Origin of the sequence: Absiella sp. AM29-15 (genome assembly GCF_003434225.1) — a bacterium.
Classification (GTDB): Bacteria; Bacillota_I; Bacilli_A; order Erysipelotrichales; family Erysipelotrichaceae; genus Hoskinsella; species Hoskinsella hominis.
On the sequence record NZ_QVFL01000012.1, the window covers coordinates 61535 to 86060 of the forward strand.

A 24526-nucleotide genomic window follows, 5' to 3' on the forward strand; every position below is an offset into this window, starting at 1 on the left:
TATAGTCACACAAGAAAGGTGGAGATAGAAATGTTATGGAATATATTAAAGAAAGATTTCATAAAACGGAAAAGTATTAATTTGATTCTGTTTTTATTTATCATATTAGCTACGTTGTTTTTATGCAGCAGTGTGAACAATATCAAGGTCACTTCTTCTGCTTTATCTTATTATGTAAATAAGGCAAAAGTACCCGATATTAATTTTATTACGAATACAGATAAAGATCGCAAGGAAATAGAAACATATTTAGAGAAGAAAAAAGAGGAGGGTACCATTGAACGATATGCTAGAAATCATTTTATTGTTTTGAACAGTAAAGATTTAAAAGCTGAAAGAGATGGTAAAACAGTTGAAATAGCTGATTCTCGTGGCAGTTTATATGTTTCAGCGCTGGATGTTGACTTTGTATTAGCGTTTGATCAAAAAGGCAATCCTTTAGAATTAAAAGATAATGAAATTGGCTTATCGCATGCCTTTATGAAGAAGAATAAACTTCAATTAGGAGATACCTTAATTTTAAAAGGTGAAAAGCTGATCATCACACAAGAAGTAAAAGATGCTGCTTTTGGAAGTGATATAGTGGGAATGACCAGATTTCTGGTGAGTGAAAATACCTTTAAGAAAATGGAACCATCTTTTCAGAAATTACGCTTATATTATGTTGATGCACATGATCCTTCCATCATTTTAAAAGAATTAAAAGATATTAGTATTCCTTCCATCATCAATATCGTGGAAAAGGGAACCTACGCTATGGCATATAGTTTTGATATGATGACAGCTGCATTATTTATCGCTATTGGCATATGTTTCATTTTGATTTCGTTATTAGTACTTCGATTCACACTGGTATTCACCATGGAGGAGCAGTATCAGGAAATAGGTATTTTGAAGGTAATCGGTTTAAGAGATCTTGCCATAAAGAAATTATATCTGATGAAGTATTTTGTAATTGTATCCATTGGCGCATGTATTGGACTTATGCTCAGTATTCCTTTAAGTTCTGTCATGATAGAAAGTGTCAGTGAAAATATGCTAATGGAAAGCAGTGAGGCTAATTTTGGTATCAATGTTTTATGTGCTGCTGGCATTGTCTTATTGGTTTTGGCTTTCTGTTACTTCTGTACAAGAAAACTGCATAAGATTTCAGCAATTACGGCTATACGTGGTGGACAAAGTGGAGAGCGTTTTCATGATGATAAATGTTTTTCTTTATCAAAATGTAAGCATTTGCCACTACCTGTGTATTTAGGAATGCATGACATCGTAACACATGTAAAACGTTATGCTGTATTGATTATCACTTTCTGTATTAGTTTTATATTAATCACAATTCCTTTGAACACCGTAAATACAATGCGAAGTGATGAAATGTCAAAACGCTTTACACTTGATCCTTCCTCTAACATTATTGTAAAACAATTTGAACAGGATCAAAAACCAGTCAATATCACAGAATTGAAAAAAGATATGGATATGTTTAAAGAACGATTGAATCAAAAGGGATATAAAGCACAGATGAGTGCTGTTCCACTTTACTTTATTCGATATGGAAAAACGGACGCATTTAAACACAGTTATTTAAGTATTCAGCTAGTTGGGGATCGTACCTCCTATTTAGAATATGAAGAAGGAAATGCACCAGAATTAGAAAATGAAGTTGCTTTTTCAAAAAAAGCGATGGAAGATGAAGGCTGGGTCATTGGTGATCAAATCATCGCTAATATCAATGGGGTAGATAGAAAAATGTTGATTAGCGGGGTGTTCAGCGATTATATGCAAATGGGAAGCAGCGCCCGTTTGAGTCCTGTTATAAATTGTGACAAAGAAACATTATTTGATTACTGGAATGCGCAGCTTTATATTGATTCAGATTTATCCGATGCAAAATTATTAAGTGAACTGCAAAAAGCCTTTCCTCATCAGGATTTCATGAATGCACAGACCTTTATCAATCAGAATATCGGAGGGATTCAGGATGCTTTAGATCAAATGCTGATTCCCATGACAGCGATGTTATGTGCTGTGATCATGTTGATTACCTTCTTGATGGAGAAGTTGTTTATCGCAAGAGAAAAAGGTGAAATCGCAATGATGAAAAGCATAGGAATCCCTTATAAAACAATTCGCTTATGGCAGTTAACACGTATGGTATTTGTGGCATTATGTTCTATGTTGATCGCAATACCGTTATCCTATATCAGTAATCAGTTTATTTTAAAGCCGATCTTTGCTGTGATGGGTGCTGAAGTTAAGATTCAGGTAGATGCTTTACAAGCTTATGGAGGTTATCCTGGTGTCTTATTGATTGGAATTATTATCGCAACATTAGTGGCAACTTATCAAATTAAACGAATTGATATTAAAGAAATGAACAATCTGGAATAGGAGGAGAAGAAAGATGAAGGAATTAACAGTTACGAATTTATGTAAAACCTATATTGTAAATAAACGACAAAATAATGTATTGCGCAATGTGAATTTAATTATCCATGAAGGAGAAATGGTCGCAATTATGGGACCAAGTGGTTCAGGCAAAACCACACTTCTCTATACTATTTCCGGTATGGATGAAGCAAGTGCTGGCAGTGTAGATTTTTTTGGGAAAGAATTATTTCATTTAAAACCAAATGAGATGAGTGATCTTCGCTTAAAAGAAATGGGATTTGTATTTCAACAAATGTATATGCTGAAAAATTTATCACTCTATGATAATATTATATTACCAGCTTATCAAAGTCCGGAAGGTAAAAGCAAAAAGGGAAGATTACAAATTCAACAGCGTGCCAAAATGCTTATGCAAAAACTGCATATCGCCGATGTAAGTGATAATGGCGTAAATGAAGTATCTGGTGGACAACTACAGCGTGCTTGTATCGCAAGAGCTTTGATCAATCAGCCAAAAATCATTTTCGCTGATGAACCTACAGGTGCATTAAACAAACAGAATTCTATAGAAGTAATGGAAGAATTAGCCAATATCAACAAGGATGGCACAAGTATTTTACTGGTCACACACGATATGAAAGTCGCAAGTAAATGTGAACGAGTTTTATATATCGAAGATGGAGATATCAAAGAGGAAATCCAATTGGGAAAATGGCAAACAGGCTGTGATGGATTAAGCAGGGAAAGAAAATTGAATGAATGGTTATTGAAATTGGGATGGTAATATGGACACAATCGTATTTATTGAAGATCAAATAGAGCTTGCGGAATTAATTATCGCCTTTCTGAATAAGAAAGGCTTTTCCCTGTGTCATTTTGTAAATGCTGCCTCAGCTTACACATGGATAGAAACCCATGGAGCTTCTTTGATCCTGTTAGATATCATGCTGCCGGATATGGATGGCTTTGCGTTTATGAAAAAACTGCGTCATCAATTTGATATTCCCGTAATCATCATGAGTGCTAGAAGTGAAAAATCAGATCAGCTGCTAGGTTTTGAATTAGGTGCGGATGATTATATCCCAAAACCAGTTGATCCTGATATCCTGTGTGCCAAAATTCATGCAATCAAGGCGAGAACAACACATATTGCACATCAAAATCAAATCATATCCAATGATATCAAAATTGATATCGCAGCTCATATCGCTTATCTAAAAGATCAGCGCTTAGATTTAAATGCCAAAGAATTTGAATTGTTGACGTTGTTTGTGAAAAATGAAGGAAGAATCCTTCAAAAAGAGTATCTGTTTAATGAAATCTGGGGGATGGACAGTGAAAGTGAAAATCAAACACTGACAGTCCATGTGAAAATGTTAAGATCAAAAATTGAAGAGGATCCCAGAAAGCCTAAACGAATCATCACTGTATGGGGAGTAGGATATCGTTATGAGAAAATTTAATCTATTCCTACCGGTTTCTATCCTGATATATCTGATTTGTGCCATCGTTGTGGGATATCATATGGTACATTTACAACAAGCATCTTCTTATGCTTATCGCATCGAAGTCAATCGTATCATGGAGGAGCTACAAGCAGGAAAAACGATCGATGAGCTTAATATAAAAGCATATCAAACTATAACAGCTGTCACATATTTAGACGCAAACGATAAACAAACAACACAAATTGTTTCCTTTTATGAAGATAAAGATACCCCTTATGTGATTATGCCGTGGATGAAGGATGGTCAAATAGAAGGATATCTTCGTTTTGATTATCATATCCAGAAAAGCCAAAAGCATATTTTCCTGATTGTGGAAGGGATTTTATTCATTGTGGAGGTCTTTGTTTTTACTTTATTATGGTATTTGAAAAAACATTTGATCAAGCCATTTCAACGATTGAGTACACTACCGGAAAGTTTTGCGAAAGGGCATTATAAATCAAACATCAAAGTAGAAAAAAGTCGCTATCTACAACGTTTCCTATGGGGCATGAGTCAGATGCAGGATAGCCTTGATACATCAAGAAAACGGCAGATCGAATTATTAAAGGAAAAGAAACAGATGCATTTATCTTTATCACATGATATCAAGACACCGTTAAACCTGATCAAGCTGTATTGTAAGGCATTAAAGGAACATGTATATGAATCGCATGATCAACAAGCACAGATTTATGATAAAATTGATGATAAATGTAATGAAATAGAGCGTTACGTAAATGAAATTATGAAAACATCAAGAGAAAATATTCTGGATCTACAGGTAGAAAAAGGTGAATTTTATCTATATGATTTAATGAAAAGAGTTTTAGATACATACAAAGAACAATGTGTGCTTCGCCAAATCGAACTATATGTTGGGCCATGCGAGAACCGTTTGTTGTATGGTGATATAGATCGCAGTCAGGAGATATTTGAGAATTTGTTTGAAAATGCTTTTAAGTATGGAGATGGCAGACGTATTGAGATCACATTTTATGAAGAAGATGGATGTCAGCTGATACGTGTATTTAATACAGGACAGGTCTTGGAAGAACGTGAACTTGTGCATCTGTTTGAAAGCTTTTATCGTGGCAGCAATGCACAACACCAAAACGGCAATGGGCTAGGCTTATATATTGCTCAAACATTGATGCGGAAAATGGAAGGTGAAATTTTCGTTCAACAGGAAAAAGATGGCATGGCATTTATCATGGTTTTCCATTAAATTCGTTTGATGATTTTTAATGGAACAGCTTTCATTTCAACTTTTTGTAAGAAACCAAAAAATATGGGTATTCTTTTGTATGGAAGGCATAAATTTGCATTGACGTTTGATATTACGTATGGTACACTTAGTAAGTTATTACGATACATAATGATAGAAAGAAGGTAACAATGACACTATTTAATGAGTTAAACATCAGCAGCGAAGTCATGAAGGCTGTTGAAGAAATGGGATATGAAAATGCAACCGACATTCAGGCACAATCCATTCCAATGATTATGGAAGGTAAGGATGTGCTGGGTCGTTCCAATACAGGAACAGGTAAAACAGCAGCATTCGGTATCCCAGCCATCGAAATGGTAGAAGCGGGAAGTAAATATCCAAATGCAATGATTATCTGTCCAACCAGAGAGCTGGTAACACAGGTCGCAACCGAATTAAGAAAGTTTTCAAAGTACAAGGAAGGTGTAAAAATCGTTCCTATTTATGGTGGTCAGCCAATTGATTCACAGATCAAACTGTTAAAAAGAGGATGTGGAATCGTTGTTGGTACACCAGGAAGAATCATGGATCATTTACGTAGAAAAACACTTCGTTTAAATGATACACGCATGGTAATCTTAGATGAAGCAGATGAAATGCTGAATATGGGATTTAAAGAAGATATCGAAGAAATCTTAAGCAGTATGCCTGCAGAAAATGAACACCAGACAATTTTATTCTCTGCGACATGGCCTGCGGATATTTTGAAAATCACAGAGCAGTTCCAGAAAAATCCTGTACGTGTAGAAATTAAATCTTCACAACGTACAATCGATACGGTAGAACAGCTGTATTATGATGTACCAAGAGGTAAAAAAGCTAATGCTCTTCGTGTATTGTTAAATCACTATGATCCAGATCTTTGTATGATTTTCTGTAATACAAAGAAAATGGTAGATGATTTATGTACAGAATTAAATAAACATGATATCAAAGCTTTATCGTTACATGGGGACATGAAACAGGAATTCAGAACACGTGTTATGGATCAGTTTAGAAATGGCGGAGCTTCCATTTTGATTGCGACAGATGTTGCGGCACGTGGGATTGATGTGGATGATATTGATCTTGTGGTAAACTTTGATTTACCTCAGGATAATGAATACTATATTCACCGTGTAGGAAGAACTGGCCGTGCTGGTAAAAAAGGTCTTGCCATTACGCTTGTCAGTGGTGGAAAACAGCGTGGTGGTATCAAAGATATCATTCGTTATACAAAGACAAATATTACACGTCATGCACTTCCAACGTCAGCTCAGATGATCGAAGCGAATCGTACTGCCTTTATTCAAACAGTAAAAGAAGCATGTGATGAAGGTATTACTGAAGAAAGCATGGAAATTGCAAATGAATTGATCGCAGAAGGTATTGCATTAGAAAATATTATTTCCGCATTGATTTCTATGACATATAAAAATGAAATCATTGATATTGAAGCAGATGAAGATGTAAAACGTTATGCATCTGATTTCGATGCGATTACTTTAAAATTTAGTATTGGACGTAATGCAGGGGTAAAACCTGGCAATATCGTTGCGGCAATCATTGAAGAATGTAGTATTTCTGGCAAAGCAATCGGTAGAATCGACGTACGCAAAGATTTCACATTGGTTGATGTAGAAGCCGATAAAGTAGATACTGTATTAAACAACATGCAAAGAAGCCACATTCGTGGAGAAGAAGTCATGGTTGAAATTGACAGTGCACCAAAACGTAAGAATAGAAAAGATGGCGGACGTCGTGATGGTGGCCGTGATCGCGATGGTGGAAACAGATCACGTTCAAAAGGCGGAGATCGAAGAGATCGTGGAAATGATCGTAAAGGTTCTTCAAAAGATGGTGGACGCAGTAATCGTGGGGGAGGTAGAAGAAATTCTACAAACCATGATAAAAGCGTAAGAAAATCTGGAAAAAAAGTTAAATAAGTATAGAGTCAGTCAATAAAGACTGGCTTTTTTTGTAAAAGAAAAGGATTAATCAATCCTTTTCTCTTGGCTCTTTAAATGTAACGGTTCGATGTGGATAAGGAAAGTCAATGCCTTCTTTATCAAAACGTTTCTTGATTGCTAATCGTAAATCACACAACATCGCAAACCCCTGGGCATTGCTTTGTGAATACACAGTAGCCCGTAGGGTAATGGAAGAATCATTAAAGCTGGTTAAACGGATCACGACTTCTTCTGTATGATTCGCCTTGTCTTGTTCACTTCTTCCATCCTGATAATCAGGATGTTTTTTAATTTCTTCCCGTATGATTTCCATTGCACGATCAATATCACTTTCATAGCTGATATCTAATGTTAAGAAATTGGCTTTGGCATTGTTATTTAAGCTGACATTTTCTAATACAGCTTTGTTCATGGTACTGTTTGGTATAATGACTTTTGTGTTTTCATATGTTTGAATAACTGTATCACGAAGGGAGATATCCACAACATATCCTTCATATTCTCCATTATTGACCTTTACCAAATCACCGATTTTAAAAGGTTTAAAGGTGGTAATCAATATACCATTCACAAAGTTTCCCATGGATTCCTGAGCCGCAAAACCTAAGACTACGGCGATGATACCAGCAGATCCCCAGACCTTGCCCAAGACATCATTGAAAGGTGTTAACAAAGATAAACAGGCATATATCGCAATCGTATATAATGTGATTTTCACGATACGATTTACAAATTTCGCATTTACCTTGACATGCTTTTGAATATAGCGGGTACAAAGACGGCGTAAGAAATAGGCGATCAATAGAAACATGAGCATATTGACAATTGTTTCTATCAGGCCATATTTTAACCAGGTGCCTTTACCCAGTTCATTGATGGTTTTTAAAATGTCCAAATTTATCACTCCTCGTATCCATATTATACATATAATTTTCAAAAATATATAGAGAAATAAGTGGAATTATGTGATATTATTGATATAAAAATTTTTTTAGATATAATAAACTTGATAAGAAGGTGAAGCACACGTGAACGTTAAAAGTAAGGTATTGAAAATCAGAAATCTTCCTTGTGACGGAAAGAAACTTGATACGATTTCCAGTAAGCCATATGGATTTATATGTGTTTTATTGATTGCTGGAATTATTTTGTTATGTTCAAATTATTATTTAGTCGGTTGTGTGATTACCATCTTTTCCGCATATTACTTATTTTTTGTGAAGAATATCAAGCTTGTGGAGTTCTTTGACCGCTATGCTTTGTTTTATATGAATAATGGGAAAGATGAATGTTTCGTGTTATTCTGGGAGGATGTAGACCATTGGGAATTTTCCAAGTGTAAAAATGATCTGGATTCTTTGACGATCACTTTAAAGAATCATCAAAGTGTGAGTATCAAATGTGTATCAAGAAAGAAAATCGAAAAATATTTGACGGAATGTACGACACAAAAAGATACATGTCAAATTCATAAGCAGCATGCATGAAACGCTGCTTTTTTTATGAAATTGATTTTCCTTTCGCAATCTAGTATAATACATCATGTTTCCAACAAAAATTAAAGGAGAGCTTATGAACGAATTAAAATCAATTATACAAGATATGAAACAACAGATGCCACATGCTTTCTTGAAGCTGTTTTTCTGGCTGTTGTTTATAAAAATTGTGAATATGGCAGTATCTGATATATTCCATATGATCATAGACACCCAAAGCAATCTTTATCTGATTGTGAATTTTGTGACTTCATTTATTTTGGTAGCATGTTCAAACACGGTAATGTTTCTGTTTATTAAAACAATACGTAAAGAAAGCTTCCATTTGCAGGATATTATCTGTTCCGCAAAAATGCTGTTTTACCATGTAATTACTGCTTTGGTATTATCCATACTTCAATCAATCATGCAAATGATTGCGGTCATGTTTGCCTTTATTCCCATGCTTGCAATTGTGGTTATGATGCTGATTCAGGCAATCTTTCTATATTGGAATGCCCTTGTGGCTTATGCCATCTATGATCAAAACAAATCTTTAAAGGATTATTTTGGTGGGGCATGCCGTATGATGCTTGTGAATTATAAATTGATTCTCTTCATCAGTATTCCTTATATATGCATATGTATATTGACTCAGCAGTTAGGAATCTCTTTGTATCAGAGCGTTTTTTCAAACGTGGATAACTTTGACTGGATCATTACATCGTTGATGGCCGCAAAAGGACAATGGGGAACAATTTTACTTACATATATCTGTTTCCATGGTCTTCAGATTCTTATCATTACAGCTTTATTTTTGGTGATTGCGAACTTATATGATCGCTATGCTGCTATCTATATGCCTAATCAACAGCCACTATTGGGAAGAAGGGATAAAAAATGATACGTGATTTTTTGGAAATGATGAACAACGGCGGTAAGCTGAAAAAGAATATCGTTTTGATGATTCTTTGTTGTATCATATATGCCCTGGCATATCAATTACTATCAAAAGTACTTTATCAACAAGAGCATGTCTTATTGATTTATGGCTTTGCCTATATATTGACATTACTTGCTTCTATGATTCCTGCATTTTTATCTTTGCGTGTATTACATGATAAGCGACGTGAGAAACAAATGAATCTGAAAATATGTATACTGCCTTTTCTTGGGATACAAAGCATTTTATATATCATCATGTGTGTATTAGGTTATGCTTCTTTCTCACTTGCGATGAGCGCAACTACGGGTATACTTGCTTATCTAGTCAACGTTTTATTGATGCTTGCCTGTTTATTCTATATACCTGTACAGCTGTTTTCCTTCTTACAAATGGAAGAGGAAAGAAATGTGGTCAAGATATTAAAAAACAGTTTGATCACCATATGGAAACATTATCAATCTGTTTTCTACAGCTGTCTGATTGTTGGTTTGCTGTTTATTGGATATCGTTATTTTATGCAGACAATGTTTTCAATGCAGGGTGGTGTAGCATTATTTGATTTGCCAATGGAATTATTAAATCGCTGGTATCCATTCTTAGACAGTGTGGTTTATCTATTTCATGCATTGGAAAATGCCTCCTTGTGGCTGCCGTTTTTATTCTCTGTGATCTTTGGTATATGCTTATGCAATGCCTATATCATTCTGCTTTATGTCAATGCATGTATCCATGATGGAGAAATACGCGTATAATATATGTAAAAGGGTGATGTATATGAATGAACTGCGAATACCGCTGGTATGTAGATTTCAGGTAAACGATATGATCATTATCGTTTCTATAACATTGATCAAACAGGGAAATAGTCCCTTTATCCTTATGCAGATTGAGCCTTTATTTAACTAAAGGCTTTTTATTTTGCCTGAATCGGTCACAATTCTGGTGTAGGCTCATATACTGAAATGTATAAGAAATGTGCTTATATAAGAAGGAGGATATTATGAGCAGACGATTTCAGAAAGTCTTAACCAATGCGTTTCATGTTAGCTTTCTTGAAACAATAGAAAATGACGCATGTGAACGATATTACACGCTGGATATCGAAGCACAAAGTGATGATCCTACAATGTTTAATCAAAGTATGTACATCAAACTTTGTCATTCACAAGAAGAATGCGCACACTATGAAATCCCATTGGATGAGTTTGGAAGAGGACGTATTTCAATTGAAAACCAACAGGCAATTACCGTAAATGTCGTACAGGTAGATGAATGTGGCAATCAAGTGATGAATCAGGATGGTATGGAAATATCTTATATTGTTGAAAATGAGGTACAGCAGGAAGACTACGCCAGATTGCATACGGAGGATTTAAAAGATCATTATACCATCCGTATTGAAAATCATGTTTTACAAAAAGCTGATTTGCATATTCAAAAAAAAATCTCAGTAAACCAGGAGCTGAAGTTACCAAGAGCTGATGAATGCTTTACCATATATATTGAGGGTATGGGGATTTGTCAATATGTCAATCTGGACCAAAACAATGATTTCAGCTGTTGTTTAGAAGGGATTCCTGCCGGTCAATATGCGATTAGTGAGCTGAATGCATACAATGATACGCTCTATCAGCTGAATGGACAGCCAATTGAAGACAACAATTTTATTTTAAATGCAGGAGTGAATGATTTAGATATCATCAATGTATCTGATTTTGATACGACACTGACAATTTCTAAGTATATCCGCAATGAGCGTGGAGAATTATGCCGGCCGCAATGTGATGAAAGCTTTGAGGTACGTATTATTTCTGATCGCCATGATGTGACAGTAAATTTAAGTGATGAAAATGATTTCTGTATTGTATTACATGGATTGATTCCAGGATACTATCGCATCAGTGAACAAAGCGATGAACAGATGTATGATACAACGTATATCGTAAATGATGCCTGTGAACGTAATTTTGCGCATTTGGAAATTAGTGAATGTGGAGAAAATCAGGTCATGATCATCAATACTGAAACAAAATCAGGAGGGTGTTTACCACTTCAGGAATCACAGCTTCGTATCTGTAAATTTATCCGCAGTAAAGATGGATGTTTAAGAAAGCCATGTCATCATGAAAACTTTCAGGTAACATTATCCGGGTGTGGCCTTTGTCAGACATTGAATTTAAATGAATCGAATAATTATTGTGTGGATATCGCATCCTTGTGCAGTGGGTACTATCAAATCGAAGAAACCAGCTGTCATGATTATGTATCCAGTTATATCGTTGATGATGATATCGAACGTACTTCTGCCTGTATCCGAGTAGAAGAAGGCAGTACTTTTTGTGTAACGATCATCAATTCCACACGCAATAGTGGAACTCTTCGGGTATGTAAATATATCCGCAATGATTATGGAGATCTCATCAAACCAGATAAGCAGCAATGCTTTGATATGACATTATCCAGTATTTTCTGTAAACGAAGTTTTATATTAAGTGTCGAAAATGACTGGTGCATGTGCTTTGATGATCTTCGTTTAGGCAGTTATGAAGTGAAGGAGGCAAAAGGCGGCACATCAGATTATGCGGTTATTTATCAGGTAGACTGTGGAAAAGAATCACACCATGCCCGCTTTATGATGGATGGGGGAGATCGTGAAGTAAAAGTTATCAATTATCGCCAGAAACAAAGCTGTGGAACCCTTCGTATCTGTAAGTTTGAAGAAACACAATGTGGAGAGCTTGTAAAACCACAAAGGGATGAAGTCTTCCATGTGCATGTAGAAGGGGATGGCTTAAATGAATGCTATAGCTTAAAAGCATCTAATAACTGGTGTATTCTGTTAGATGGTTTAAAGATGGGAGAATACCATATTCAGGAAGAAGAAGAGGACAGGTATGATGCCTGTTATATCGTGAATGGATGTCGTACACAGGAAGCCTATGTATGCATGCAGTCAGGAAATGAAGAAGTCACGATTTTAAATCATCGAAAACGAAATGGAATCGTTACTATCAATGCCATGCTTCAGGATTGTGATGAACAGATCTCACAGCCATATGAAGGTATGGATATTGAAGTGCTGGTGGAAGGAAAAGATACCTGTTACCATTTATGCTTAAATGCAGAAAACAACTGGTGTGTATTATTAGACGCACTGCCTCAGGATACCTATCGAATCATTCAAAAAGACAGTTTTGGCTTTGTGATTCACTACATTGTAAATGGCTGTGCCTGTGATTTTGCACGTATTGCGTTAAACAAAGAAGATCAAGAAATTACGATCATCAATGAAATTGCCAATTGTGCGGGCATGGTAAAGGTCACAAAGTTTATAGAAGATGAATGTGGAGAGTTATCCATGCCTTGTGCAGATGATGAATTCCATTTTGAATTAAAGGGTGTAGATTTTGCCGCAACGTATACGTTATGTGAAAAGAATGATTTCTGTGTGTACTTTGATGACTTAACTCAGGGATGTTATGAAATTAAAGAACTCAGCTGTGGTTATGATGCTCGCTATCTGATCAATCATCAGCCATGTGAACAGGCAAAATTCACACTGGGTAAAGAAGATATTTATATCGATATCTTAAATAAAGCATCCACACAAAATGCCGTCATGATTGAAAAACGTATTCGTAAAGGAAATGAACTGGTCATACCACAGGTCAATGACAGCTTTAAAGTATTATTAACAGGAAGAAATACACATGAGATTTTTGAATTAAATGATGATAATGATTTCTGTATTCATTTAACTGATTTGTGCAATCAGCATTATGAGATAAAAGAACTTGGCGCAAGTGCGAAGTCATATATCATTGATGGATGTGAACAGGAAAATGGATATTTCCTTTATGAAGGAAATGAAAAGCAAATCACGATTGTCAATGAAGAGGAACGTACAGGAGCCCTTCGTTTGGAAAAGCTGATGGAGGATGCCTGTGGCAATTATATCCGTCCACAGCGCTGGGAAAGCTTTGATATCATGCTGGAGGGAGAATGCTATAAACGCAAAGTTACGCTGGATATCCGGAATAATTTCTGTGCCTGTCTGTATGATCTGCCTTGCGGTCATTATGAAATCAAAGAAATTGGTTCCCGTCATCCAGTATCCTATATGATTCATGATATCCCATGTGATAATGCCATTATTGATTTAAGAGATGAAGATGTCAATGTGACCATCATCAATCATGAAGCAAAAAATGGCTGTTTGCATTTTCAGGGACTGATAGAAAAAGATGGGGAGGTTATGGAGGCGGATCCACTTGATGAGTTTATCTTAACGATTACTTGTGGAGAGGATAGCCAGAATGTGGTATTACATGCAGGCAATGATTTCTGTGCAAGTATCGATCATTTAGAAAAAGGCAGTTATTCCATTTGTGAAGGCGGTAAAGAAGAAGTCGCATTTTTAATTGAAGACCAGCGTTTTGACGATTGTGTCTGTGTCGAATTAAATGGGGAATATGTGGATATACGGGTAGTAAAACGTAAAGAAAATAAACACAGTATCACGATTCAAAAATGGATGGTTGATAAAAAAGGAAAACGCCAGGTTCCTCATAATGATGATCATTTCATGATGACCATGATGTTTAAAGGAAGAAAACAGATGTTTGAGTTACATGCCAAAAACAACTTTACCAAACGTTTGGATAACTGCCAAAGCGGTGATTATGAAATCATGGAAGAAAATGGGCATGCGACATATTCCTTTGATGGAGGAAAACCACAGGAGGATGGTTGCTTCACCCTGAAACAGGAGAACATGCGTATTGATGTTTGTAATCCAATGAAGAGTGAAGGTGTTGTATTATTTCAATTGATGAATGAAGATTGTGGGGAAAATCTGGGAACACCGCCAAGTGATGCATGTTATGAAGTTTTGATATCCGGGGCGCAGGAGGAATGTCTAAAACTGTCAAAAGATAATCAGTGGAAATGTCGTTTGCGTATGCAATATGGAGAGTATCAAATCATGCTTCAAGGGGAAGATGAACATTACTTCTTCATAGATCATGTACGTCAAAAAGAAGGAAATCTATCATTAGACAGTCAACAGGTACTGGTTCAGTTGATTGTAAAACAACCATGTCAGGATGGCATGCTGCTGCTTCAAAAATATATCCGAAATAAAGAATGTGACTGTTTAAGAAAACCATGTAATGAAGAAGCCTACGAAATCGAAGTCAAAGGGGATAACTTTTATCGTATCGTATATCTGAATGAAGAAAATGCCTATCAGGATGTATTGCATCATTTAGAAAAAGGACGTTATGAAATACGGGAATTACATGGGGAACAGGTCAGCTATATCATCAATGGGGGAATGGAAGACAAGCAAGGAATCCTGCAGATCAATCAAAACCGAAATACAGTAAAAATCATCAATGAAGCAGAAGTTATGCATCAGGGAAGTATTGAGATATGTAAATTGATGAAAGATGAAGAAGGCTGTTATTGTTATCCAAAAGCTGATGAAATCTTTTGGATCATTGTCAAAGGGGAAGAAGGCAGCAGTCGTGTTTTATTAAATGAAGCCAATCATTTCTATGCCTCCATGCGTAATTTAAAAGATGGCTGGTATGAGGTCATGGAAGAAAATGGACAGGAGCATGTACGTTATGTGGTAAATAATGGTGCACCAATGAAAAAAGGAATTGTTCATGTGGTCAATAATGCCAATACCGTCAATGTCATCAATCAGCTGCCATCAAAATCAGGTTCTATCCAAATCAATAAATGGATACGAAAAAACGAGCAGTTGGAAAAGCCGGAGCAGGGGGAATACCGAATACATGTATCTATGCCAGGCTATCAAAATCTGATCATCTTAAATAAACGCAATCAATACAGCGAAACACTTTCCAATTTAAAACCTGGTACCTATGTCATATCAGAATTAGAACATGAAAACGTATCTTATATCGTAGATGGACAAAAGGAAACACAGGAGGCAAGAATAGAAGTAAACAACACCATGCATACCATAGATGTGATCAATTCCACGATGAAGGATGGTCAGATTTCCATGGTGAAATATCGCAGGGTCAATGGTACAATGATGCGCCCACAACCTGATGATTCCTATGAATTCTATCTGTCAGCACCTGGCTATCAAAAACTGTTTTATCTGGATCAAAGCAATGAATGGAAAATGACATTTAACGATTTAAAACCTGCCTCTTATGTATTGACAGAGCGTAATGCAACAGATGAAGTCAGCTATATCATTGATGAAGGCAGTGAATCAAATCGTGCAATCATTGATGTGAATGGCACCTCTCATCAGGTAACCATTATCAATACACCGTCCATGGCACAAAAAGGCAGTATTCACATTGAAAAAGTAGTACGTCAGGGAAATCAATTAACCACACCTGATCAAAATGCAAGCTATCGAATACATGTATCAAGACCAGGTTATAATGAAACCTTTACGCTGGATGCTTCCAATCAATTCACTCTGCATATTTCTGATTTAGAAGATGGCATGTATGTGCTGGATGAACTGGATAATACAAATGAAGTCACGTATATCATCAATGGCGGTAGTGAAATCAATCGTGCTGTCATCAATGTCAGAGGCAATGAAAACCGTGTGATGATGATCAATACACCAAGAATGATACAAAAAGGCAGTATCCATGTAGAAAAAGTGATTCGTGAGCATCAACAGCTAATATCTCCAGGGGTTAATGATAACTATCGTCTGCATGTATCAAAGCCAGGTTTTAATGAAGTTTACACATTAGATGCTTCTAATAATTTTATGGTTGATATTATCGACTTAGAAGATGGAACCTATGTGTTAAATGAAATGGATCATGATGAAAGTGTCAGTTATATCATCAATGGGGGGACAGAAACAAATAGTGGCATCGTTGTAGTATCCGCTAATGCCAATGCGGTTGTGATGATCAATCCACCAACATCTTTTAGAAGCGGCAGCATCCATGTGGATAAATTTATAAATCGTAATCATGAACTGATACGTCCTGATTCACAAAATACGTATCGTTTACAAATATCCAAGCCAGGATTCAATCAGGTATATAAACTAAATGCCGCAAATAATTTTATGATAGATGTATTAGATTTGGAAAATGGAACGTATGTATTAAATGAATTAGATCAAGAAGACAATGTTACGTATATCATCAATGGTGGTACTGAAACCAATCAAGGTATCGTAGAAGTCAAAGATAACGCCAATCAGGTAAAGATGATCAATGCTGAACAGCAAATGCATCAGGGCAGTATTCAGGTAGAAAAATTTGTAAGGGAAAATAATGAATTAAAACACCCACAGGATAATCAAAGCTATCGCCTGCATGTATCTAAGCCTGGTTTCAATGAAGTATTTACACTGGATCAATCCAATAATTTCAAAGTGAATATCACACAGCTTGCGGATGGCTTTTATGTATTAGATGAACTGGATGAAAAAGGGGAAGTCAGCTATGTCATCAATGGGGGCAGTGAAACACGATATGGCATTGTGGAAGTACGTGGAAATGCCAATGTTGTAAATATGATCAATGCATCTCAGGGAACCACAGGTAGTATTTTCTTCAGTAAATATATTAAGAATGCGGATGGCAGTCTTAGTGTACCAGCAGATGGGGACCAGTATATCATAGAAGTATATAATCAGGAATTTTTACAACGGGTTACGCTGAATGGACAAAACAACTTTCAGTCAACACTTCTCAATTTAAAAGAAGGGGTTTATCATTTAAGAGAATTAGACAGCAGTAATTTCAGGGTAACGTATAAGATCAATGGCAGTGAGGAAACCAGTGAAGGGGTTGTATATGTACAAGGCAACCGTAATATGGTAGATGTCATCAATGAGCGTAAAACCAATATGAACACCGTAGAAGTATTTAAATATATGCTGGATAAAGATGACAACTATCTGCCACCAAGTGCACCTGATGTTTATCGTTTTGAAATAAGTGCACCAGGATTCATGCGGGAATATGATCTGGTACCAGAAAATAACTGGCATGTGACGATTTCCGATTTACCCGCAGGCCGTTATCAGATAAGGGAGATTACACAGGATCCAACCCGTGTACGTTATTTGATCAATTCACCACAATTGGTAGAAGAAGCCTTTATTACAGCGGCACCGGGGGTAACCAATATCGTGGGAATCATCAATATTGAAGATGATGTAGAAAATGGTACAATGACGTTAAATAAACGCATAAGAGATGCAATGGGACAGCTTATCATTCCATCTGATGAAGAAAGCTTTGTCATGCGCATCAAAGGCAATAATTTTGAGCGGCTGGTTGCTTTAGATATGGATAATGCATTTACGTATACGATTGAAAATTTAGCCTATGGAACGTATACGATTGAAGAAACAGATAGTCAATATGATGTGAGTTATCAAATTGATGGGGGAGAAGAGAAAAGTAATGCAAGCTTGCGTATTCAAGATGGCACAAAACATGAAATTCTCATCATCAATACCAAAAGTGCAATGTTCTTTGATGCAAAAAAGGATGATACCGTAAAGATCATAATTGACTAGGAAAGGCGATGAAAACTCGCCTTTTCTTTCATTGTTTATCATTTGTTTTCATTAAATGAAAATATATTGGTTAATATTTACAATTTTACGCGTTTGAGATTAAAACGTAAGATTTAATGTGAAAAATATAACAAAATCCCTAGTAAAATAAACAATTCCGTTTTATAATAGGGGAGTAAAAATTATGCAAGGAGGAAAACAAATGACTAAGAAATTTATGTCAATGGACGGTAACACTGCTGCTGCACATTGTGCCTACGCATTTACCGAACTTTCTGCGATTTACCCAATCACACCATCTTCACCTATGGCTGAAGTTGTTGACCAGTGGGCTACGCAGGGTCGCAAGAATATTTTTGACAGCGTTGTAAAAGTCGCTGAACTGCAATCAGAAGGTGGAGCAGCTGGAGCTGTACACGGTGCTTTACAGGCTGGTACATTAGCTACAACATTCACTGCATCTCAGGGTTTATTACTGATGATTCCAAACATCTACAAGATGGTTGGTGAATGTTTACCAGGTGTTATCCACGTCGCTGCACGTGCACTTGCAACAAGAGCATTGAACATCTTTGGTGATCACGAAGACGTTTACGCATGCCGTCAGACTGGCGCATGTATGCTTGCATCTCACTCAGTACAGGAAGCAATGGACCTGGCTGGTGTTGCTCATTTGGCTGCAATCAAAGGAAGCGTTCCATTTATTCACTTCTTTGACGGATTCCGTACATCTCACGAAATTCAGAAAATCGAAGTTATGGATACAGAAGTATTCAAAGACATGATTGACAAAGAAGCTTTAGCAAAATTCCGTAAGAATGCATTAAACCCACACACAAACCCAGTTACTCGTGGTGGTGCAGAAAACGATGATATCTTCTTCCAGGGTGTAGAAGCTAGAAATACACACTTTGATGCTATTCCTGACATCGTTGCTGATTATATGAAGAAAATCAGTGAAATCACTGGTCGTGAATACGCTCCATTTACTTATTATGGTGCTGCTGACGCTGAACGTGTTATCGTTGCTATGGGTTCTGTAACAGAAGCTGCAAAAGAAACTATCGATGCATTAACAGCTGCTGGCGAAAAAGTTGGTATGATCAAGGTTCACTTGTATCGTCCATTCTCTGTTAAATATTTAACAGCTGTATTGCCTGAAACAGTTAAGAAGATTGCTGTATTAGACCGTACAAAAGAAACAGGTGCAATGGGAGAACCATTATACTTGGATGTACTTGCTGCATTAAAAGATAAAGACATCGAAATCATCGGTGGACGTTATGGTATGGGATCTAAAGATACTCAGCCTTACCACATCAAAGCCGTATTTGATGAATTGAAGAAAGATGAAATGAAGAACAGCTTCACAATCGGAATCAATGATGATGTTACTCACTTAAGCTTAGAAGCTGACAAGAACTTCACAGTTCCTGCTGACTACACTTCTTGCTTGTTCTGGGGACTTGGTTCAGATGGTACCGTATCTGCTAACAAATCAACTGTTAAGATCATCGGTGACAACACTGATCAGTATGCTCAGGCTTACTTTGCATATGACTCTAAAAAAGCTGGTGGAGTTACACGTTCTCACTTACGTTTCGGTAACTCACCAATCCGTTCTACTTACTACATCGGTAACGCAGACTTCATTTCTTGTTCATTAGATGCTTACATGTTCAAATATGACATGGTAAAAGACATCAAAGAAGGTGGTACTTTCTTATTAAATACTACATTCTCTAAAGAAGAAATCGTTGAACACATGCCTAACCGTATGAAAGCACAGTTAGCTAAGAAACACGCTAAATTCTATATTATCAACGCTACTAAGATCGCTCAGGAAATCGGTATGGGACGTAGAACTAACACAATTCTGCAGTCTGCATTCTTCGCATTGAACGAACAGATTATGCCTTATGCTACAGCTGTTGATTTGATGAAAGCTGCTGCTAAGAAATCTTACTCTAAGAAGGGTGATGCAGTTGTTCAGTTGAACTACAAAGCAATCGATGCTGGTAAAGACGGTATCGTTGAAATCGCTGTTGATCCATCTTGGGCAGAATTAACTTACGATTCAGCTCGTAAATTAACTGGTGATGAATATTTCGACAACCATGTTGCTGCTATCAATGGTTTGGAAGGATATGATATGCCAGTAAGCGCATTTACAGGTGACTTCTTATTAGATGGTTCTATCCGTAATAATGTTGCTTTTGAAGAAAAACGTACAATCGCAGTTCAGGTACCTACATGGCACCCAGAAAACTGTATCCAGTGTGGTATCTGTAGTTTCGTTTGTCCACATGCTACAATTCGTCCATTCTTATTAACTGAAGAAGAAGTTAAGAATGCACCAATGGAATTCAAGACAATCGCTGCTATGGGTAAAGGTGTTGAAAACATGCAGTACCGTATCCAGGTATCTCCTGCAAACTGTGTAGGTTGTGGATTATGTGCTGTTGAATGTCCAGGTAAAGCTGGTAACAAAGCTCTTGAAATGGTTGATATCAACGAAAAACTTGATCAGGAACCTCTTGCAGATTACCTATTCAAACACACAGAATATAAGACTGAATTCTTCCCAACAGATACTGTTAAGGGTTCTCAGTTCTTAATGCCTTACTTTGAAGTATCTGGATCTTGTCCAGGATGTGGTGAAACTCCATACTACAAATTAGTATCTCAGTTATTCGGTAGAGATATGTTAGTTGCTAACGCTACTGGATGTTCAATGATTTACTGTTCATCAACTCCATCAACTCCATTCGTAAATGATGCTAATGGTGAAGGTGTTGCTTGGGCTAACTCATTATTCGAAGACAATGCTGAATTCGGTTATGGTATGGCATTATCTCAGAACTACAAAGAAGCTAGAATCCTGAAAGCAATGGAAGACAACATGGAAAATGTTGAACCTGCATTGAAAGAAGCATTCGCTAAATATATCGAAGTTCACGGTGATCGTGAAGCTGAAAGAGAAGTTGCTCCAACAATCAAAGAATTGGCTGCTAAATCAGACATCGAAGCTGTTAAAGAATTAGCTGACGTTGATTTGATTAGTAAATCAATCTGGATCGTCGGTGGTGACGGATGGGCTTATGACATCGGTTACGGCGGATTAGACCACGTATTAGCTAACGACCTGAATGTAAACGTATTAGTATTAGATACTGAAGTTTACTCTAACACAGGTGGTCAGTCATCTAAATCAAGTCAGGCTGCTTCTATCGCTAAGTTCGCTGCTGGTGGTAAAACAACAGCTAAGAAAGACTTAGGACAGATTGCTATGGCTTATGGACATGTATATGTTGCTTCTGTTTCTATGGGTGCTAATAAAGCTCAGACTTTAAAAGCATTGAAAGAAGCTGAAAGCTACGATGGACCATCTTTGATCTTAGCTTACTCTCCTTGTGCTGAACACGGTATCAAGGGTGGATTAGCTAACCACCAGAGAACACAGGCAAAAGCTGTTGAATGTGGATACTTCGATCTATATCGTTATGACCCAAGAAAAGAACAGCCTTTGACAATCGATTCTAAAGAACCAGATTACGATAAGATGTTAGACTTCATGATGACAGAAACTCGTTATAGCCAGTTACCAAAAGTAAAAGGTGAAACAGCTTACGAAATGTTCGAGAAGACTAAGAAAGACGCTATGAAACGTCACAAGAGATTATTAGCAATCGCTAAAGAAAGCATGTAATCTTAAAATATAAGGACCACTTCGGTGGTCCTGTTTTTTTCTTGTCACAATTATGTGTAAAATTATGGTATAATACTTTCGTTTAGGAGTGAGAAGATTGGCAAAAAAGAGAAAAAAGAAACATAGAGATCCAATGAAACTATTAATGATTCTTTGTTTAGAATTGATTGTCGTACTTGTTTTATTGATCTTGTGCGCTAAAGTATTTCCAGATAATCCGATTACACGTTCGATTACATCACTCATAATAGAAGATCCCCAGGTAGTATTGGATGCCGGACATGGTGGATATGACAGCGGAAGTAATTTTGGCGATATATATGAAAAAAATGTAACACTTGCTTTAACAAAGAAGATTGGTACAGCGCTGGAAAATAAAGGCATCAAGGTTGCGTATACAAGAACAAGTGATGAAGTCAGCTGGCCAGCAGATGAAGTCGCAGATTTAACCAGACGTGTAGAAATATCCAATACATCCCATGCAAAAGTATTTGTGTCCATACATACCAATGCAAGTGAACTAGGTAGCAGTGTAAATGGCTTTGAAATCTGGGGTAAAATTAAAGATACTAATGTTTTTGAATTATCAAAACAAGTAATGGGACAGATGGAGCAGTTACAATATACACAAAACAGGGGAATCAAAGATCAAGATCTTGCGCCGCTTCAGGTATTGCAGGATAATCAATTACCTGCTATTTTGATAGAAACCGGCTTTTTGGAAAATGAAAATGATCGTGCATATTTAACAAATGAAGCAAGTCAACAGGCATTAGCAGATAAGATTGCTCAGGGTATTTACAACTACATAAAGCAGAATGAACCATAGACATCTCACAGGAGATGTTTTCTTTTTACGAAAAAATGTAAATGCTTACTTTTTACTATAGAACTTTTTCTTCAGATACGATACAATAAAAGTAATAAGAAAGAGGGACGAGTATGAAGGAACAAATATATATCATAGGGCATAAAAATCCGGATACAGATTCGATTGTTGCTTCCCTTGCCTATGCTAAGTTAAAACAGGAGTTGGGAGTTAATGCAATAGCGGCAAGAATTGGTGAAGTAAATACAGAAACGGATTATATTTTAAAAAAATTTAAGGTGGAAGAACCAGTTTATTTACAGAACGCGAAAGTAAAATTGTATGAAGTAGCATTTGATGAACCGTTATTGATTCAAAAGGATCATACGATCAAAGATGCATGGAGCCGTATGTCTGCGCGTAAATCTAAGGTATTATACGTTGTGGATCATGAGCAGAAGCTGATAGGTGTGGTATCTTTATCTGATATTGCGAAAGTTTTATATAATGAAAACAGTGAAATGAACCGTACGTTGATGAAGGAAACGCCAGTAGAAAATATCTGTCGTGTATTAGATGGAGAATTCGTTCATCAAGATGAACGATATCGTCCTAATGGAAATGTGTATATTGTGACGAATCATCAAAGTGTATATAGTGATGATAATTATAAAGATGCGATCGTAGTATTAAGTGATGATTTACAACTACAGAAACGAATTATTTCAGATGGCGCGGCATGTTTGATACTGGTTGGTGTGGATATCATATCACAAAGTATTATGAAACTTGCGAAAGAATATCATTGTACCATCATTAAAACAAAGCTGGATATGTTTAAAGTCGCAAGAAGAATCTACCGTTGTCCAAGTGTGGAATTGATAATGAGCCGAAAAATCGTAGCATTTAATGATCATGCCTATATTGATGATGCGTATCATCAAATGTCACAAAGCCGTTATCGTTCTTATCCAGTCTTGAATAATCAGGGAGAAGTCATTGGTTCAATTGCACGTTATCATTTATTGAATTATGCGAAAAAGAAATTTATTCTAGTAGATCACAATGAAACAAGCCAGAGTATTGATTATTTAGAAGATGGGGAAGTATTGGAAGTTGTGGATCATCATCGTATTGGGGATGTAGAAACAACAACGCCTGTGCATTTTCGAAATGAAATCATTGGCAGTACCTGTACAATTATCGCAAAAATGTATAAGGAGCATGGCATCACACCTTGTAAGACGATAGCTTCTTTACTATGCTGTGCAATTATTTCTGATACCATGAATTTTCATTCCCCAACATCTACCCATCAAGATCGGGAAATTGCCAAAGAATTATCTAAGATTGCTGGGCTTGATTTGGATGATATGGCCGCAGAAATGTTTGGGGCAGTCGCTACTTTAAAGGGGCGTTCAACTTCTGAAATCTTATATAATGATTTTAAAGAATACAATATTGATGGAAAGCGTATTGCGATAGGGCAAATCAATATCGCAGATGAGGAAGAATTAAGGGATATACGTGAAGAAATGTTATCCTATATGGAAACAATCAATACGATTAATAAATTTGATATTTTGATGATGTGTTTTACTTCTGTAGATGGAAGTGGCAGCAACTTGTTATTTGTTGGAAATCTAAAGAAAGTTGTGGATGAAGCATTTAAGGAAGATATCATGGATGATTTATATTTTGTAGATGGTATTGTTTCGCGTAAAAAACAAATTATTCCTACTTTATCCAAATTATTGAAGGAAGGATGAAATGTTAAGAATCTGTTAATTTTAGAAATATTGTTTACAGAGGGACAAAGATTTGGTATCATATGAACCAATAAGGGAGTAGTCAGCACAATGTGTGGCTCTGGTCAACAAACCCGAATGAAAATTCTGGTCAGAACCTGAAATGACGAGACTTATAGAAAGCTTTTC

The 24526-nt window shown here is 36.4% G+C and carries 14 protein-coding genes; 13 read left to right on the forward strand and 1 reads right to left on the reverse strand.

Going from position 1 to position 24526, the window contains the following annotated elements:
- The first annotated feature begins 30 nt into the window (after window positions 1-30).
- From DW761_RS12840 to DW761_RS12860, 5 genes are all read left to right on the forward strand, one after another.
- The gene (locus DW761_RS12840; protein WP_117518393.1) at window positions 31-2391 is read left to right on the forward strand and encodes an ABC transporter permease; all 2361 of its coding nucleotides are present in this window, start codon (window positions 31-33) and stop codon (window positions 2389-2391) included.
- A 13-nt stretch (window positions 2392-2404) separates the two neighbouring features.
- Window positions 2405-3175: an ABC transporter ATP-binding protein gene (locus DW761_RS12845; RefSeq protein ID WP_117518394.1), complete on the forward strand. Its 771-nt coding sequence runs from the start codon at window positions 2405-2407 to the stop codon at window positions 3173-3175.
- Window position 3176: 1 nt separating this feature from the next.
- Window positions 3177-3854: a response regulator transcription factor gene (locus tag DW761_RS12850; RefSeq protein WP_117518395.1), complete on the forward strand. Its 678-nt coding sequence runs from the start codon at window positions 3177-3179 to the stop codon at window positions 3852-3854.
- Complete coding sequence (locus DW761_RS12855) at window positions 3841-5106, forward strand: sensor histidine kinase (protein ID WP_117518396.1); 1266 nt, start codon at window positions 3841-3843, stop codon at window positions 5104-5106. The genes DW761_RS12850 and DW761_RS12855 overlap by 14 nt, the downstream gene beginning before the upstream one ends.
- 170 nt (window positions 5107-5276) lie before the next feature.
- Window positions 5277-7073, forward strand: a complete 1797-nt coding sequence (locus tag DW761_RS12860; RefSeq protein ID WP_117452759.1) for a DEAD/DEAH box helicase — start codon at window positions 5277-5279, stop codon at window positions 7071-7073.
- Window positions 7074-7125: 52 nt separating this feature from the next.
- Here the strand turns inward: DW761_RS12860 and DW761_RS12865 are convergent, their stop codons facing one another.
- Window positions 7126-7992 (reverse strand): mechanosensitive ion channel family protein, encoded by an 867-nt coding sequence (locus tag DW761_RS12865; RefSeq protein WP_233509530.1) that lies wholly within the window; start codon window positions 7990-7992, stop codon window positions 7126-7128.
- 133 nt (window positions 7993-8125) lie between these two features.
- Here DW761_RS12865 and DW761_RS12870 point away from each other — a divergent pair, with 133 nt between their 5' ends.
- From DW761_RS12870 to DW761_RS12900, 8 genes are all read left to right on the forward strand, one after another.
- Entirely contained in the window at window positions 8126-8584 is a 459-nt protein-coding gene (locus DW761_RS12870) for a hypothetical protein (protein WP_117452758.1), read from the forward strand.
- Between the two features lie 85 nt (window positions 8585-8669).
- The gene (locus DW761_RS12875) at window positions 8670-9476 is read left to right on the forward strand and encodes a hypothetical protein (protein WP_117518397.1); all 807 of its coding nucleotides are present in this window, start codon (window positions 8670-8672) and stop codon (window positions 9474-9476) included.
- Entirely contained in the window at window positions 9473-10270 is a 798-nt protein-coding gene (locus DW761_RS12880) for a hypothetical protein (RefSeq protein WP_117452756.1), read from the forward strand. Before DW761_RS12875 ends, DW761_RS12880 begins: the two co-directional genes overlap by 4 nt.
- A gap of 22 nt (window positions 10271-10292) precedes the next feature.
- Complete coding sequence (locus DW761_RS21660; RefSeq protein ID WP_255411893.1) at window positions 10293-10424, forward strand: hypothetical protein; 132 nt, start codon at window positions 10293-10295, stop codon at window positions 10422-10424.
- 94 nt (window positions 10425-10518) lie between these two features.
- Complete coding sequence (locus DW761_RS12885) at window positions 10519-18072, forward strand: MSCRAMM family protein (RefSeq protein ID WP_117518398.1); 7554 nt, start codon at window positions 10519-10521, stop codon at window positions 18070-18072.
- Between the two features lie 202 nt (window positions 18073-18274).
- Window positions 18275-21781 carry a pyruvate:ferredoxin (flavodoxin) oxidoreductase gene (nifJ, locus tag DW761_RS12890; protein WP_117452754.1) on the forward strand — a complete coding sequence of 1169 codons (3507 nt, stop codon included), beginning with the start codon at window positions 18275-18277 and terminating at the stop codon, window positions 21779-21781.
- An 88-nt stretch (window positions 21782-21869) separates the two neighbouring features.
- On the forward strand, window positions 21870-22610 hold the full coding sequence (locus tag DW761_RS12895; protein ID WP_233509529.1) for an N-acetylmuramoyl-L-alanine amidase family protein: 741 nt from the start codon (window positions 21870-21872) through the stop codon (window positions 22608-22610).
- A gap of 113 nt (window positions 22611-22723) precedes the next feature.
- Entirely contained in the window at window positions 22724-24358 is a 1635-nt protein-coding gene (locus tag DW761_RS12900; RefSeq protein WP_117452752.1) for a putative manganese-dependent inorganic diphosphatase, read from the forward strand.
- Window positions 24359-24526: the final 168 nt, after the last annotated feature.

Coding starts and splice junctions, on each gene's coding strand:
- DW761_RS12850 (WP_117518395.1), top strand. CDS start 3,177: ATGGACACAATCGTATTTATTGAAGATCAAATAGAGCTTGCGGAATTA.
- DW761_RS12845 (WP_117518394.1), top strand. CDS start 2,405: ATGAAGGAATTAACAGTTACGAATTTATGTAAAACCTATATTGTAAAT.
- DW761_RS12875 (WP_117518397.1), top strand. CDS start 8,670: ATGAACGAATTAAAATCAATTATACAAGATATGAAACAACAGATGCCA.
- nifJ (WP_117452754.1), top strand. CDS start 18,275: ATGACTAAGAAATTTATGTCAATGGACGGTAACACTGCTGCTGCACAT.
- DW761_RS12885 (WP_117518398.1), top strand. CDS start 10,519: ATGAGCAGACGATTTCAGAAAGTCTTAACCAATGCGTTTCATGTTAGC.
- DW761_RS12880 (WP_117452756.1), top strand. CDS start 9,473: ATGATACGTGATTTTTTGGAAATGATGAACAACGGCGGTAAGCTGAAA.
- DW761_RS12855 (WP_117518396.1), top strand. CDS start 3,841: ATGAGAAAATTTAATCTATTCCTACCGGTTTCTATCCTGATATATCTG.
- DW761_RS12860 (WP_117452759.1), top strand. CDS start 5,277: ATGACACTATTTAATGAGTTAAACATCAGCAGCGAAGTCATGAAGGCT.
- DW761_RS21660 (WP_255411893.1), top strand. CDS start 10,293: ATGAATGAACTGCGAATACCGCTGGTATGTAGATTTCAGGTAAACGAT.
- DW761_RS12900 (WP_117452752.1), top strand. CDS start 22,724: ATGAAGGAACAAATATATATCATAGGGCATAAAAATCCGGATACAGAT.
- DW761_RS12840 (WP_117518393.1), top strand. CDS start 31: ATGTTATGGAATATATTAAAGAAAGATTTCATAAAACGGAAAAGTATT.